This is a genomic window from Alicyclobacillus sp. CIJ1 (genome assembly GCF_057538885.1).
On record NZ_BAAJPH010000067.1, the window covers coordinates 60,414 to 75,545 of the forward strand.

14 protein-coding genes are annotated in these 15,132 nt (G+C 62.1%); 8 read left to right on the plus strand and 6 right to left on the minus strand.

Annotation, left to right across the window (positions count from 1 at the left end; all coding sequences use genetic code 11):
* Window positions 1-187: 187 nt before the first annotated feature.
* Window positions 188-1,774: a long-chain-fatty-acid--CoA ligase gene (locus AC27E8_RS03730; RefSeq protein ID WP_487098554.1), complete on the plus strand. Its 1,587-nt coding sequence runs from the start codon at window positions 188-190 to the stop codon at window positions 1,772-1,774.
* Between the two features lie 84 nt (window positions 1,775-1,858).
* Here AC27E8_RS03730 and AC27E8_RS03735 read toward each other — a convergent pair whose 3' ends face one another.
* On the minus strand, window positions 1,859-2,287 hold the full coding sequence (locus tag AC27E8_RS03735) for a Fur family transcriptional regulator (protein ID WP_487098553.1): 429 nt from the start codon (window positions 2,285-2,287) through the stop codon (window positions 1,859-1,861).
* Window positions 2,288-2,532: 245 nt separating this feature from the next.
* Between AC27E8_RS03735 and ahpC the strand changes: the two genes are divergently transcribed.
* The 5 genes from ahpC to AC27E8_RS03760 all read left to right on the plus strand — a co-directional run bounded on the left by ahpC (window position 2,533) and on the right by AC27E8_RS03760 (window position 8,005).
* Window positions 2,533-3,096: an alkyl hydroperoxide reductase subunit C gene (gene ahpC, locus AC27E8_RS03740; protein ID WP_487098552.1), complete on the plus strand. Its 564-nt coding sequence runs from the start codon at window positions 2,533-2,535 to the stop codon at window positions 3,094-3,096.
* A gap of 18 nt (window positions 3,097-3,114) precedes the next feature.
* Window positions 3,115-4,644, plus strand: a complete 1,530-nt coding sequence (gene ahpF, locus AC27E8_RS03745) for an alkyl hydroperoxide reductase subunit F (RefSeq protein ID WP_487098551.1) — start codon at window positions 3,115-3,117, stop codon at window positions 4,642-4,644.
* A gap of 209 nt (window positions 4,645-4,853) precedes the next feature.
* Complete coding sequence (locus AC27E8_RS03750) at window positions 4,854-5,861, plus strand: zinc-dependent alcohol dehydrogenase (RefSeq protein WP_487098550.1); 1,008 nt, start codon at window positions 4,854-4,856, stop codon at window positions 5,859-5,861.
* Window positions 5,858-6,673 (plus strand): sugar phosphate isomerase/epimerase family protein, encoded by an 816-nt coding sequence (locus AC27E8_RS03755; protein ID WP_487098549.1) that lies wholly within the window; start codon window positions 5,858-5,860, stop codon window positions 6,671-6,673. Before AC27E8_RS03750 ends, AC27E8_RS03755 begins: the two co-directional genes overlap by 4 nt.
* 24 nt (window positions 6,674-6,697) lie before the next feature.
* Window positions 6,698-8,005, plus strand: coding sequence for an MFS transporter (locus AC27E8_RS03760; protein ID WP_487098548.1), 1,308 nt, complete (start codon window positions 6,698-6,700; stop codon window positions 8,003-8,005).
* 39 nt (window positions 8,006-8,044) lie between these two features.
* Here the strand turns inward: AC27E8_RS03760 and AC27E8_RS03765 are convergent, their stop codons facing one another.
* The 3 genes from AC27E8_RS03765 to AC27E8_RS03775 all read right to left on the minus strand — a co-directional run bounded on the left by AC27E8_RS03765 (window position 8,045) and on the right by AC27E8_RS03775 (window position 10,984).
* Window positions 8,045-8,689: an MBL fold metallo-hydrolase gene (locus AC27E8_RS03765; RefSeq protein ID WP_487098547.1), complete on the minus strand. Its 645-nt coding sequence runs from the start codon at window positions 8,687-8,689 to the stop codon at window positions 8,045-8,047.
* Between the two features lie 132 nt (window positions 8,690-8,821).
* Window positions 8,822-9,694, minus strand: a complete 873-nt coding sequence (locus AC27E8_RS03770) for a LysR substrate-binding domain-containing protein (protein ID WP_487098546.1) — start codon at window positions 9,692-9,694, stop codon at window positions 8,822-8,824.
* A gap of 204 nt (window positions 9,695-9,898) precedes the next feature.
* On the minus strand, window positions 9,899-10,984 hold the full coding sequence (locus AC27E8_RS03775; RefSeq protein ID WP_487098545.1) for a glycosyltransferase family 2 protein: 1,086 nt from the start codon (window positions 10,982-10,984) through the stop codon (window positions 9,899-9,901).
* Between the two features lie 129 nt (window positions 10,985-11,113).
* On the opposite strand from AC27E8_RS03775, the gene AC27E8_RS03780 reads away from it, so the two are divergent.
* Window positions 11,114-11,419 carry an alpha-helical endospore appendage domain-containing protein gene (locus AC27E8_RS03780; RefSeq protein ID WP_487098585.1) on the plus strand — a complete coding sequence of 102 codons (306 nt, stop codon included), beginning with the start codon at window positions 11,114-11,116 and terminating at the stop codon, window positions 11,417-11,419.
* A complete protein-coding gene (locus AC27E8_RS03785; protein ID WP_487098544.1) occupies window positions 11,404-12,087 on the plus strand; it encodes a hypothetical protein in 684 nt (227 codons plus the stop codon). Before AC27E8_RS03780 ends, AC27E8_RS03785 begins: the two co-directional genes overlap by 16 nt.
* Before the next feature lie 29 nt (window positions 12,088-12,116).
* Here the strand turns inward: AC27E8_RS03785 and AC27E8_RS03790 are convergent, their stop codons facing one another.
* Window positions 12,117-13,247: an exosporium glycoprotein BclB-related protein gene (locus AC27E8_RS03790; protein ID WP_487111337.1), complete on the minus strand. Its 1,131-nt coding sequence runs from the start codon at window positions 13,245-13,247 to the stop codon at window positions 12,117-12,119.
* 144 nt (window positions 13,248-13,391) lie between these two features.
* Complete coding sequence (locus AC27E8_RS03795; RefSeq protein WP_487098531.1) at window positions 13,392-14,885, minus strand: aldehyde dehydrogenase family protein; 1,494 nt, start codon at window positions 14,883-14,885, stop codon at window positions 13,392-13,394.
* Window positions 14,886-15,132 lie beyond the last annotated feature (247 nt).

Sequence of the window (15,132 nt, forward strand, 5' to 3'; positions counted from 1 at the left end):
TGGTGGGCTGCTACGGGCGGTGCAGGAAGTCGCCGCCCGCCCAAGTGTAGTGACGTGACTATTGATCTGTTGATCTGTGCGCATCGGAATTTGTGAAGACGTCCTACCGACACCCTTGCGAGCACTCAAGTCCATATGTCAGAGTATCATGTAGATTTTGATATTCTATCGTGCCGGGAGGATGCTCATGAAAGTTCCGCTCACGCCTGTCGATTGGCTGCGCCGGGCGCGCAAGCTTTATCCACACAAGACCGCTGTGGTGGATGGTGAGAAAAGGTTTACGTACATTGAATTCTCGAGCCGCGTCGGCCGGCTCTCCCATGCCCTGCTGGAGCTTGGTGTGGCCCAAGGTTCCAAGGTCGCGGTGCTGTGTCCCAACACCCATCCCATGCTTGAAGCTTTCTTTGGCATCTGCCAGTTGGGTGCCATCATTGTGCCCATCAACATTCGTCTCCAGCCTGAGGAAATCGCTTACATTCTCGATCACAGCGAGAGCGAGGTGCTCATTGTCGATAGTGAGTGGGGTCATGTGGTGGAACCCATCCTACGCGGACGATCTGGACTGCGCCACGTCATTCAGATTGCAAGCCACGATTCGCCCCTCGATGCTTACGACTACGAGGCATTGCTTGAGCGCGCTTCGGATGACTCCATTGAGACCCACATTGATGAAGATCAGCCGCTCAGTATCAATTACACGAGTGGGACGACCTCACGGCCCAAGGGCGTGGTCCTCACGCACCGCAACAGTTACCTCAACGCGGCCGACTTTTTGTTCCATCTTCGCGTCGCGCATGACGATGTGTACTTGCATACCCTGCCTCTGTTTCATGTGAACGGCTGGGGAGGGGTGTGGGCCATCACGGCGGTGGGCGGCACCCACATCTGTCTGCGCAAGGTGGATCCGGCGGTCATCCTTCGCCTGTATGTGAACGAGGGGGTGACCCTCGCGTGCGCAGCGCCAACGGTTCTCAACATGATCCTTCAACATCCTGATGTGGAGCATGTGCAACTGAATCGCCGCACTCGCATGGCCACGGCGGGTTCCCCGCCGCCTGCGGCCGTGATCGAGAAGGCGGAAAAATTTCTTAAAATGGAAATTTTACACGTCTATGGTCTGACGGAAACCTCTCCGTTCATTACCTATTGCGAGTGGACGCAGGACCATGAGCAGCTCCAAGGTGATGCTCGCGCGCGAGCCAAGGCGAGGCAAGGAGTGGAAATGGTGTTTGCCGGAGAAGTGAAGGTGGTGCGCGAGGACGGTCAGGAAGTAGCGTGGAATGGTCAGGAGGTAGGCGAAATTGTAGCGCGCGGCAACGTCGTCATGGATGGTTACTACAAAAATCCGGACGAAACGGCCAAGGTCATTCGCGATGGATGGTTTCACACGGGCGATCTGGCGGTTGTCCACCCGAATGGGCATATCGAAATTGTCGATCGGCTGAAGGATATCATCATTTCGGGTGGCGAGAACGTGTCGTCTGTGGAGGTCGAGGGTGTGCTCTATGAGCATCCCGACGTCATTGAGGCTGGGGTTGTATCGAGGCCGGACGATCAGTGGGGCGAGGTTCCCGTTGCATTCGTCGTGAAGAGGCCGGGGGCGGTATTGACGGAAGAGGAACTGAGGGCGTTTTGCCGGGCGCGACTTGCTCACTTCAAGGTGCCGAAGGCATTCTACTTCGTGGATCAGTTGCCTCGAACAGCGACGGGCAAGCTTCAGAAGTTTAAGCTTCGCGAAATGCTGTGGGCTGGCATGGAGAAGCGGGTTCACTGACGAAGGTTGAGAAGGGCACGGAGAAGGGACCAGGCAGGTGACAGCTGGTCCCTTCGTGTCGAAAGACACCTCGAGATGAACTTGTCACGACACCTGCTGCTTCTTGCACCGCGGGCAGACGCCGCGCACCTCGACGTGGTAGTCTTCCACATCGAATCCCTCGGCCTCTGGCGGAACGGACAAGCGAATCGGCTCCTCCAGGTAAAAGTCGAACAGCGCGCCGCAGCGCGTGCAGACGAGGTGATGGTGGGGTTCGACGTTGATGTCGAACCGGCTCGCGCCGTCGCCAACGCCAATCTCCTTCACAAGGCCCACCTGCGACAGTTGCTTCACTGTATTGTAGACGGTGGATACGCTCATGCTAGGAAAGCGGTCCTGGAGCGACGTGTAAATATCGTCCACGGTCGCATGACCGTTATAGTCTAGCAAAAACTGGAGAATGGCTTCTCGCTGCGGGGTCACGCGCAGGCCGGCATGTTTCAACAACTGCACAGCGTCCTTCTGCGCCTGCATGTCACCCCCTCCTTTCATCCGTGGTTTTACTCGATTCTATCCCCTTTGACAACCGTCATCACTTTTTTTATAATGCGACCTAGATGAGAACGATTCTAAAGTACAACTCGTTACGAGTTGATTATAATTCAACGTTCTCATTCTGCAAAGCGCTCACGCGTGCGAGACGAGCCCACTTCGGTCCATCCCGCTTCGGCGGAGGACATACATCTATCCATTTAGTTTACGAAGGAGGAGGATTGTCCATGTCGCTCGTGGGAAAGAAAATTCAACCTTTCAAGGCCATGGCATTCCGCAACGGCGAGTTCATTGAGGTGACGGATCAAGATCTGTTGGGCAAGTGGAGCATCCTGTGCTTCTACCCAGCGGACTTTTCGTTCGTGTGCCCGACGGAGTTGGAGGATCTGCAGGAGCACTATGACGAGCTGAAGAAGCTCGGCGTCGAAGTGTATTCCGTTTCGACGGACACGCACTTCGTGCACAAGGCTTGGCACGACGTGTCGCCGTCCATCCAGAAGATCACCTACACGATGATCAGCGACGCGACGCACGAGATTTCCCGCAACTTCGACGTGCTCATCGAGGATCAGGGAGTCGCGGAGCGCGCCACGTTCCTCATCGATCCGGACGGCGTCATCCAGGCTATCGAGATTACGGCCGACGGGATTGGCCGCGACGCCTCGACGCTGATTCCGAAGGTGAAGGCCGCTCAGTACGTCCGCAATCACCCTGGTGAGGTCTGCCCGGCGAAGTGGAAGGAAGGCGAGAAGACGCTCAAGCCGAGCCTCGATCTCGTCGGCAAGATCTGAGGAGGTGTTGGCCTAACCATGGTGCTCGACGATGACATTCGAGAGCAACTGAAGCAGTACCTCGAGCTCATGGAAGGCGACGTCGTGATCCGGGTTGCGCCCGGGTCCGACGACGCCTCCCGCGATATGATGGAGCTCGTGAACGAATTGAAATCGATGTCGCCCAAGATTCACGTGGAAGAGGCTGATCTTCCGCGGCGTCCGAGCTTCAGCGTGAACCGCCCGGGCGAGGACACGGGCATCGTGTTTGCCGGCGCACCGCTTGGACACGAGTTCACTTCGCTCGTTCTGGCGCTTTTGCAGGTGAGCGGTCGGCCGCCCAAGGTGGAGGAGTCGGTCATTCGTCAGATTCAGAGCCTCGAGGGCACGTACGAATTCGAGACGTACGTCAGCTTAAGCTGCCACAACTGCCCAGACGTGGTGCAGGCTCTCAACCTGATGAGCGTGCTGAATCCGAACATCCGGCACACGATGATCGACGGCGCCGTGTTCAAGTCGGAAGTCGAAGAGAAGAACGTGATGGCGGTGCCGACGGTGTATCTCAACGGGGAGTTCTTCGAGAGCGGTCGGATGTCGGTGGAGGACATTCTCGCGAAGCTCGGCAGCCAAGCGGACGTCTCCGACCTGAATGCGCGCGATCCGTACGACGTCCTGGTGATTGGCGGCGGCCCCGCGGGCGCGAGTGCGGCCATTTACGCGGCCCGCAAGGGCATTCGAACCGGCATCGTGGTGGACCGGTTCGGCGGCCAGGTGAACGACACGCTCGGCATCGAGAACTTCATCAGCGTGAAATACACCGAAGGGCCGAAGTTCGCCGCCCAGCTTGAGGAACATGTCCGCCATTACAATATCGACATTATCAAATCTCAACGCGCGAAACAATTGCGAAAAGGCGATCTCATCGAGGTCGATCTCGAAAGCGGTGCGACGCTCAAGTCGAAGACGGTCATCATCGCGACAGGTGCGCGCTGGCGCAACCTGGGCGTCCCTGGCGAGAAGGAGTTGCAGACCAAGGGCGTGGCCTACTGCCCGCACTGCGACGGCCCGCTCTTCCAGGGCAAGCGCGTGGCCGTGATCGGCGGCGGCAACTCTGGCGTCGAGGCGGCCATCGATCTCGCCGGGCTCGCGTCGCACGTCACCGTGCTCGAGTTTTTGCCGCAGCTGAAGGCAGACGAGATCTTGCAAAAGCGGCTCTTCAGTCTGCCCAACGTCACGGTGCTTACGAACGTGGAGACGAAGGAGATCCTCGGCACGGAGCGCGTGACGGGCATCCGCTACGCCGATCGCGCCACGGGCGAGGAGCACCAGCTGGAGCTCGAAGGCGTGTTCGTGCAGATTGGCCTCGTGCCGAACACGGAGTGGCTCGGCGATTTCGTCGAGAAGACGAGGTTCGGCGAGATTGTCGTCGATAGCCGTGGCCAGACGAGCGTCGAGGGCGTGTTTGCGGCGGGCGACTGCACCAATGTGCCGTACAAGCAGATTATCATCTCCATGGGCTCCGGCGCGACCGCCGCGCTCGGCGCGTTTGACTACCTAATTCGTCACTGATGCTCGCAACCGTCCCATCCAGTTCCCACTTCCTCCCTGCGGCTCCGCACGCCCCGCCGCAGGGGGCTTTTTTTGATCCCCGCGGCAGTGCCGATAACCGTTGTGCATCGCCCGGGCGCAAGAACGGTATTGGCGCTATTGCGCCTGCGGATGGTACATTCAAATCAACCCGGCCGGGGAAGTGCGAGCGAGATTCGAGGTGAACACCCATGCGACAACTGGTGATGGAAGCGCCTTCGCGCTTGCACCTGTGCGAAGCAGAGGCGGCGGGATCGCCGGGAGCCGGTCAGGTGCGGCTTCACACCATCATGGGCGGCATCTGTGGCTCGGATACCAAGGTGTATCACGGCCACCTGCGCCACGCGAGCTATCCCGTCCGCCCAGGACATGAACTCGTGGCCCGCGTCGTCGAAGTGGGGGAAGGCGTGGACCTTGCGCCGGGCGATCGCGTCGTGATCATTCCCAACACCTATTGCGGCGAATGCGCGCCTTGCCGCCGCGGGCAGACCAACGTGTGCGTGCACAAGGCGTCCATTGGCATCAACGCGCCGGGGGGATTCGCGGAAGATTGGCTGATGGAGGCCAAGTACGCGGTGCCGGTGCCCGACGAGGTGAGCGACGTGGAGGCCGCGATGGTGGAACCGTTTGCCGTGGCGTGGCACGCTGTCCACCGGGCACGGATTAACGCGGGCGATGAGGTGCTCGTCCTGGGCAGCGGCACGGAGGGCGCGCTCTGCGCGATGCTGGCGCAGTCGCTCGGCGCCCGAGTGACGGCGGCGGACGTCCGTGAGGATCGCTTGGCGTTCGTTCGAGGGATTGTGCCCGGGGTGCGGACGGCGCTCGCCGCGGAGCTCGCGCTCGACAGCTACGCGGTGGTCATCGAGGCCGCGGGTGCGCCGGACGCCATCGCCACGGCCGTGGCGTGCGTGCAACCAGGGGGTTGCATCGTCGCGCTGGGTCTGGCGGAGGAGGCGCGTCTCCCGATGCAGGTGTTCGTCCGCAAGGAGGCGTCCCTTCTCGGGTCCATCATCTACGTCCGACACGACTTCGAGGACGCGCTCGCGCGACTGAAGGGCGATCCCGACCTGCGCCACGCCTTCGACAACCTGTGTGCGGGCGTATGGCCGCTCGAGGCATACGCCGAGGCGTACCGTCACGCGCTTTCCGGCAAGCCAGGCAAGGCGCTCATCGCCTTCGAAGGAGGTGCATCGCGGTGAAGTGGAGCGTGTGCACCACCGGGATGAAGGAGCGGTCGCTCGACGACATCCTACAGCTCGTCCGCAGCTGGCGGAGGTCCGGCGTCCCCGTGGACGGTCTGGAACTCTGGGTCGGCCATGTGGAGCCCTATGCCGCGGCCGGCCGGTCGGCGCTCGAGGAACTCGCGTCTAGGCTCACCGACGAGGGTCTCAGCGTGCCGGTCATCAGCGGCTACACCTACTTCTCCCGCAGCCCGCGCGATCGCGACTCGGACCTCCAGGACGTGCGCCGCTACGCCGAGATGGCCTCCGCGTTTGGCGGAGCCGCCATTCGGACGTTCTTCGGGCACCTGCCTTCGCGCGCGGCGAGCCCCGAGCTGTGGGACGAGTCGCTGGCCGCATTGGTCGAAGCGCGCCTCATCGCGCAAAGCATGGGATCGGACCTCCTGGTGGAGACCCATTACCAGACGTTTGCGGACTCCCTCGACAGCCTGCGAAGCCTGCTTCACTCGGTTCCGGGTGGCGATCTCGGCCTGATTTTCGATGCTGCCAACTTCAACCCGGATCACCTCGACCCGCTCGAAGTGCTTCGGGAGGTGTATCCAGCCGTTCGGCACGTGCACTGCAAAAACTATCATTGGAATCATGAGGCGTGGTACCAGAGCGTCCCCGTCTCGGCGTTCGATCCGTCGGGGGACGTGGACAACGACCGCGTGCTGCGGGAACTTGCCGCGCGCGGATATCAGGGATTCGTATCGCTCGAGTACTTCGGCCGGCGAGGCTTTCCGGCGCTTCTGCAATCGCTTGAAGAGGCGAGATGGCGGTCGGCGTAATCCGTGAGACGAGGAGGAGATGGCGTGAAACACCGGCGTTGGTGGATCGGCGTGTTGATCGCCGTGGGCGTGATTGTCAACTACTTGGACCGGTCGGCCACTTCGATGGCCACGAAGCCAATTGAGGGCACGTTTCACCTGACGGCTGGCCAGATGGGCATCGTGCTCTCGGCCTTCAGTTGGTCGTACGCGCTGTTGCAAATTCCGGTGGGTGCCTTGCTCGACAAAATTGGCGTCAAATGGGTCATTCGCTTGGGGATGGTGCTGTGGTCCATCGCCTGCTTCGTCACGGCGGCGGCCACGGGGCAGGGGTTGCTCCTGCTGGGGCGCGTGCTGCTTGGCATCGGCGAGGCGCCGTATTTCCCGGCGGCGGTGAAGTCCGTGGGCTACTGGTTCCCCGTCGCGGAGCGCGCGCGGGCGGTGTCCCTGTATGACTCGGAGTCCAAGCTCGCGAGCGCGATTGGCGCGCCGCTCCTGGCGTTTGCCATCACGGAGTGGGGCTGGCGCGGTGGCTTCATCGCAACGGGCATTCTGAGCGTCGTTTACGTGTTCATCTACTGGGCCATGTATCGCGATCCGCGCGAAGACAAGTGGTTGTCGCGGGAAGAGTTGGCGTACATCGAGGAGGGCGGATCGCAGGAGGAAGGTCAAGCGGAAGGCGGGCTGTGGCGCAACTTGGGCCATCTGTTGCGCTACCGCAAGGTGTGGGGCGTGTTCATCGGATTTGCGGCGTACGCCTACTCGTTCTGGCTGTTCTTGTCCTGGCTTCCGGGCTATCTGGAGGACCAGATGCACATGTCCGTGTTGAAGACAGGTTGGTTCGCGGCCATTCCTTGGCTCGTCGGGTTCGCGTCCGAGTTGTTTGTCGCGGGCTTTCTCATCGACTGGCTCGTGAAGCGCGGCAGGAATCCGCTTCGGGTGCGCAAAACGGTGCTCGTGGTGTGCTTGCTCCTCGGGCTCACCGTCATCGGCGCCGCGTACACGCGTTCGCCAGGCTGGGCCGTGTTCTTCATCTCCATCGCGCTCGGCGCCTTGGTCTGCACCTCGTCCATCGCGAGCAGCATTCCGACGTTTATCGCGCCCAAGGGTACAGTGGGCGTCCTGATGGGGTTTCTCACGTTTGGCAATAACTCAATGGGGATTCTTGCTCCAATTGTAACCGGTTTCATTGTGCAGGCGACGGGATCGTTCATGGATGCGTTCCTGTGCGCGGCCGTGATCCTCTTGATTGGCGTGTTCAGCTACGCGTTCCTGTTGACCGATCTCGACCCCATCCCGTCCCCGAATGCCCAGCCGGGCGCGTCTTCGGCGGCCAAAGTGCCCATTCAATGACACGGGCGAGGCGGAGCATGCGCTCCGCCTCGATGCTTCTCAACCCTGCATGGCCTCCAGCAGAAATCGGTTGTGTCTTCGTTCGTGTCCCATGCGCGTCGCGGGCCCGTGGCCTGGGTAGATCTCGAGATCATCCGGCCATTGGAGGATGCGCTTGAGCGACGCCTGCATGGCTCCCGGATCTGATCCCTCCAGATCCACGCGGCCGATGGTGCCTGCGAACAACGTATCCCCGGAGAACACCACACGCTTGCCGACGAAACAAACGCTCCCCGGCGAATGCCCCGGCGTGTGCCACACGGTGAACGTCTCGTCGCCGAGCGTGAGCTCATCGCCGTCCTGCAGCCAAGCGTCCGGTTGGCGCAAATCCGGCGCATCGTCCGCGAGGTACGCCCGGTACCAGTGCGGGGCGCGGTTCCACGTGACGAGATCGTCCCGGTGGAGATATGACGGCACGCCGTACCGCTGGCGCAGGCGGTCCGCGCCGATGACGTGATCAAAGTGGCCGTGCGTGTTCCAGTTGGCGACGAGCTTGAGGCCCACCTCGTCGATGAATGAAAACACGGGATCCAGGGCGAGATCGCCCGGGTCAATGACGACGGCGTTCGCGCCGCGCTCCCACGACTCGGCAAGCACGTAGCAGTTGGACTGGATGGGCGAGATGACGAAGCGGCGAATTTCCACGTGAAGTCCCCTTCCCGTCGTTGAAAACGTCCACCCTCAAGTGTAGCAGGTTGCCGGGCTCGGGTAGAAATGCGGGGATTCGTGCGCGCGCTGGACGCCATGCGCGGTCTGAAACGGACGCCTCCCGGGCCGTTACGGTGCGCACATGCGCTTCACGAATGCGATGAATGCGCGGGCGACGGGTGACAGGGGCGTGTGGCTGTGCCAGGCCATGTAGACGGACCGCTTGCACGGCTCGCACAGCCGGAGGATGTGGACGGGCAGCTGAGCGATCTGGGCGTGCAGGGGCACCACGGCGACGCCGACGCCCGCAGCCACGAGCCCTGCCACGGTCAGATCCTCGACACCTTCCATGGCCACGCGCGGCGTGAATCCCGCCTCCGCGCAGTAGCGTTCAATCACGTGGCGGATACCGCTTTCACGCGCGTACGCCACGAACGGCTCGCCGGCGAGATCGGACAGGTGACACTGGTCCTTCGCCGCGAGCGGGTGATCCAGGGGGACGATGGCCACGAGTTCCTCCTGCAGAATTTCGACGAGCGTGAGGTGGGGCGCGTGCTGCGGCGTGCAGAACGCGATGTCGATCTCGCCAGCATCCAGCTGTTGCAAGAGCTTCTGGGTCGGCGCTTCGGACAGCCGGACGGTCACCCCGGGGTGCGTGCGGGTGAACGTGCGAATGACGTCGGGGAGGAAGCGCGTGCCGAGCGAGTAGATGAGGCCGACGTGGAGCACGCCCCGGGCCTGGCCCGCGAGCTCGGCGACCTTGCGAACGCCTGCGGCCACCTCGGTGAGCGCCTGGCGGGCGTGAGGCAGAAACGCCTCGCCGCACGGCGTGAGGCGCACGCCCTGCGCGGTGCGCACGAAAAGCGGCGCGCCGAGATCGCCCTCGAGCTTCTGGATGGCGCGCGACAGCGCGGGTTGCGAGACGCGGATGGCGTCCGCAGCGCGGCGAAAGCTCTGGTGCTCTGCGACCGCCAAAAAGTACTCGAGTTGGATAAGTTCCATGCGCATCCTCCCGATCCGCCGAATTTCCCCGATGCGTTTGCTACCATGACACCTGAGCTCAGGCCTTCTGTCAACCGCGGTGTTCCGCGGAACGGACCTCGCGTGAAAGTTGTGAGAATAGGGCTTGCGCAGTCGGCGGCCATCGTCATGCAACACCTGCAGCCCGTGCAGAAGTAAGGCTTGGGCGCGCGGCGGGCCTGCCCGTCACGCGCCCTCAGATGCTTGGAGCATTGCGGCGAGCTGCGTGCGGTTGTGGAGAATCATCGGATCTTTGCTGCCGAGGAATTTCGCTGCCCACTCGTTGTGTTCGTAAGCCTCCCGGATGCGCCCGAGCCGCGCGAGAATCACGCACAGTTGGATATGGGGCAGCCAGGTCTCGCAGGCGCGGTTGAGAAAGCCCACGAATCCAGGAGGGCGGCGGCAGAGGATGGCTAGCCGGTACCACGACAGCGCCGCGTCGAGATCGCCCTGTTCAAGCGCCGCGTGTCCGAGCCGGCAACACGCCTCGGAACGGGGTGCGTCGTACAGGAACGATCGCAGCACGGCCATGCGCGCCTCCTCCTGCTGACCGAGCCGGAGGTGGCAATCCGAGAGCCGATAACACGCGAAGATGGCATCTTCCTTCCAAATGTCAGGCATCTTGAGGAACGCCTCGTATTGGGTCATCGCTTCGACAATCCGGCCGTGATCGACGAGCTCGTTCGCGTAGTAGAGCGTGTCGCGTGCGCCAAGCATCTCGCCCGCGCGGATGCGCGCCTCGTAGATGCGCAGGTTGCGGTCCGCGTCGTGTCGCACGGGGCGGTGACAGACGGCCGCGTCGGCGTGGAGCACGTTGCCCCGGACCTCCAGGTATTCGTGAACCTGGCCACGCCAGAGAAAGCCGGCAGCTCGCCGCACCACGCGGACGAGTCGGGAACTGTACGATGGTGTATCGCCGTAAAATGCGAGGTGATACCAGGCGGTGACGGCGTCGACACCGGGATCCAGCGAGGTCTTCAAGTCTTTCCATGTCGAGAAATCCTCTGCGCGGATGACGTCGTCCGCGTCGAGCCAGAAAATGTAGTCGGCTGTCGCGAGGCTGAACGCGTAGTTGCGCGCCGCGCTGAAGTCGTCGCGCCACGTGAAAGGGTGCACGTGTGCGCCGAAAGATCGGGCCACTTCAGATGTGCGATCCGTCGAACCCGTGTCGACGACGATGATCTCGTCGGCGAGATCGCCGACGGACGCGAGGCAGCGCGGAAGCGTGTCCTCCTCATTTCGGACAATCATGCAAAGGGACCAGGTGGCCATGCGCATTCCTCCCAGATTGCACCTTTACCTTATGCGGCGGACGACCGTCGCGCGAAGGCGCGCGTCCGCCTGGCGCGCTTGGGCGATGGCCTGCATACAGGTGGAGGGAGGGAGGAATGCGCTGTGTCCATGCCCAATATTCCGGACATTCGGCCGGACATCGAGCTGACGAGGGAACAGGTGGTTCATCTCTTGCTCGCCTCTATCGCGATGGAGGAGCTGGGGCTGGCCCACATTCTGAACGCCGAGGGCGAGAAGTTGCAGAAGGCGGTCGCGGATCCGCACCTGTCAATGGAAGAGCTGCTGTGTGTCAACGAGGCCGTGGAGCGAACGCTTCGCACACTCATTCGCAAGGAATTGCTGCTTCAGATGAAGCTCGACGCGGTGATGAGAATGCTGCCCTGCGAGGGTGCTCCGGAATGTTGCGGGGAATAGGGGACATCGCCTCGCGTTCAGGGGCTCCATCGGCTGTTCTGGTTCTGGAGCGGCTCGCTCAGTTGGAGGCGGCGTCCGCGCGCCTGTTGGCCGCCGCGGTGCGCGCGAATGCCGGATCGACAGGGCTCATGGCGCTCGTGCATCATGAATCGCTAAAGTGCCTTCGCGAGCGCCTTGTGCGTTTGTGTCGACAAATGGAGAACACCTGGCCGTGCGCCGAGGAGGAGGCGCACGCGCGGCTTGCCATGTACGCGGGACATTGGGAGGCGTTTCGCTGGGAATGCGAGGCACTCGAGGTTGCTCTCGGCCACGCGGCAGGCGGACGGCGGAACCGCGGTTCGCAGGGCGTGTGGGAGGGCGTCGTGGTGCTGCTCCGGCTGGTTCACCTCGTGGATCAGCGGGTGGATGACGCAGGAATCGCGGAGTTGAGCGGCGCCTGGCGACGTGCGAGACAAGGGTTTCTTGAACGAATGGAGGAGGCGTGTGGCCATCTTGGCAAGTCCGCGAGGAACGCGGAGACCTTGCATTCCTTGCCCTTCCTGCGGGGCCCGGCGTCGCGCGTTTCTCGCATCGAGCGCGATCCGGCCCACCAGCTGTGGACACCGCTCGAGCGGAAGGGGGCCCAAAGCCTTCGGCGCAGCGCGCGCAGGAGACGGCCGAATCCTTGAGAGGGAGTTCGACCGTCTCCGAGCCTTGGTCAACTGATGGCAACGCCCGCCGAGGCGTAACCCGCGACGGTCTGCACGAGGGACAGGCCGCTTGCCGTCGCGGAGAAGACGAGCAAAAGCCGCGTGCCAGCGCTGACCGGGATGGAAAGCCCCGTGGCGCTGCCGGTAGCGATTTGCCCCACGGCGATGGTGCCGGTGAGAGGTGTCAACGTGACAGACGCCCCCGGGATGGGCGAGAACGTGTTGTTTGGCGTCGTCGACTCATACAGCTGTGCGGTGATGGTCACCGTCGTGCCAAGCAGATTCAGGGCGGCGGTGGCGCTGAAGTACGCTATGATGGACGTGATGGTCCCAGCGCGCGGCATGGAGAACGCGAAGTTGAGGAGCGTCCCCCCGGCGCCCGTGAGATCGATCTGGCCGGAGCCGAGCAGCGTGACGCCCGTCACTGAGCTGCCGAACCCGACAAGGCTCGTGGTGCCCACCAGACCGCCGGCCACGGTCGTCAACGCGACGGGCAGCCCAGATGCGTACGGAATGATGGCGCTCGAACCCGCGGGTCCAGTCGGTCCAGTCGGTCCAGTCGGTCCAGTCGGTCCAGTCGGTCCAGTCGGTCCAGTCGGTCCAGTCGGTCCAGTCGGTCCAGTCGGTCCAGTCGGTCCAGTCGGTCCAGTCGGTCCAGTCGGTCCAGTCGGTCCAGTCGGTCCTGTAGGTCCTGTAGGTCCCGTAGGTCCCGTAGGTCCCGTAGGTCCCGTAGGTCCACCAGCCGGACCCGTCGGTCCTGTAGGTCCTGTGGGTCCAGTTGGCCCTGTGGGCCCCGTCGGTCCGGTAGGCCCTGTAGGTCCTGTGGGACCGGTAGGGCCGACATTCGCTAGCGACATCACGTTGCTAAGCTTGCTGTCCAAGATCAACTCTTTCCGGATGATGTTGTCCAGCGTGGCGTTCACCGATTGATTGAGCGTGAGTAGGTCATCCAGCGACGGTTGGGTTCCGGTGGCGCCCGTCAGCGTGCCGAGGACGTATTGGATCTTTTCCGCCTCCGCGTTCGTGAGGTGGCCAAGTCCGAGTTCCTCGAGCGCGATGGACGAGAGAAGCAGGTTGACCGCGTCATCCCGAGTGAGCGTGATGGATGGGTTGATATTCGGAATGTTAGGCTGTGACACTGGGCGTCCTCCTCGCCGAGAGAATCTCTTTCTGCACACAATAGGCGAGCATGGGAGCGCCGGTGTCTACAAACGTCCACATCTGCCAATTTGGGCGACAAAAATAGGCCCGGCGAAGCGCCGGGCCTCACTTGCATGCGGGATTCAGCTCAAGCTGATCCAGACGTCTTTGACTTCCGTGTAGTTATTCAACGCATACGAGCCCATTTCGCGCCCGATACCAGACTGCTTGTATCCACCGAACGGAGCCGCCGCGTCAAACACGTTGTAGCAGTTGACCCAAACAGTGCCGGCCTTCAGCTTGCTGGCGATATAGTGGGCGTTGCGGATATTCTCCGTCCACACACCGGCCGCCAGGCCGTACTCCGTGTCGTTCGCCCGCGCAATGACTTCGTCCAGGTCTTCAAACGGCATCGCCGCGACCACCGGTCCGAAGATCTCTTCACGCGCGATGGTCATGTCGTCCCGGACGTTGGCAAAGATGGTCGGCTGCACGAAGTATCCGCGATCCGTGGCCTTGCCGCCGCCCACGAGGACCTCGGCGCCCTCTTCCACGCCCTTCTCGATGTAGCCGAGCACGCGCTTTTCCTGTTCATCGGACACGAGCGGTCCCATCTCCGTGCTTTGGTCCAGACCCGGGCCCTGGCGGATCTTCTTTGCGAGGGAGACGAGATCGGCCACCACGTTGTCGTACGCTTTCTTCTGCACGAACAGGCGCGATCCGGCGCAGCACACCTGGCCCTGGTTGAACATGATCCCCATGAACGCGCCTGGGATGGCTCGGCTCATGTCAGCATCGGGGAGAATGATGTTCGGGGACTTGCCGCCGAGTTCAAGCGTGACGCGCTTCAGCGTAGCCGCAGCGTTGCGCATGATGAGCTTGCCGACTTCCGTCGATCCGGTGAACGCAATCTTGTTGACGTCCGGATGCTCCACGAGCGCCTGTCCAGCGGTCTCGCCAAAGCCCGGCACGACGTTGAGGACACCCGGTGGGAAGCCGGCTTCCTGAATCAGTTTGGCCAGGTAGAGTGCGGAGAGCGGCGTCTGCTCGGCCGGCTTGAGTACCACCGTGCAGCCCATGGCCAACGCAGCGCCGATTTTCCAGCACGCCATGAGGAGCGGGAAGTTCCACGGGATGATCTGGCCCACTACGCCAACGGGCTCGTGGCGCGTGTAATTGAAGTACTTTCCTGCTACTGGGATGGTCTGTCCCACGACTTTGGTGGGCCAGCCGGCGTAGTAGCGAATGTGTTCAATCGCAAGGGGAAGGTCTGCGTTCAGGGACTCGCGAATGGGTTTGCCGTTATCGAGCGTCTCCAGCTGAGCGAGCTGCAGCTTATGTTCTTCCATGAGATCTGCCAGTCTGTAGAGCAACCGAGACCGTTCTGCGGCGCTCATGCGCGACCACGGACCGGACTCAAAGGCGCGACGAGCAGCTTTGACCGCGCGGTCGATATCGGGGGCTTCCGCCTCCGCGACTTCTACCAGGACTTCTTCCGTCGCGGGATTGATAGACTTGAAGGTTTTACCGGAGAGTGAGGGAACGAATTCGCCGTCAATAAACAAGCCCTTGGGACCCTTGAGAAACTCGACGACATCCGGATGCAGAGCGCTCGCGTTCACTTCTTGAACTGCCACCCATGTCCCCTCCTTACTTGATCAGAAAACGGTTGGAAACCGCTTTCAACTCCATCATATTAGGAGACTTGCGAAGATTCAACCCTAGAAATCGGGTTCGTAGGTCTTTCAATTTCTTGACCCAATCCGATGATATGAACGAGGATGTCCGTTCATGCCGGGAAGGTTCTTGCGCGTTCAACGATTCGGACATGGGCCGTTTTGCAAATGGAAAAGTTGAGAACTGATCGTCCATCTCGGGCGGATC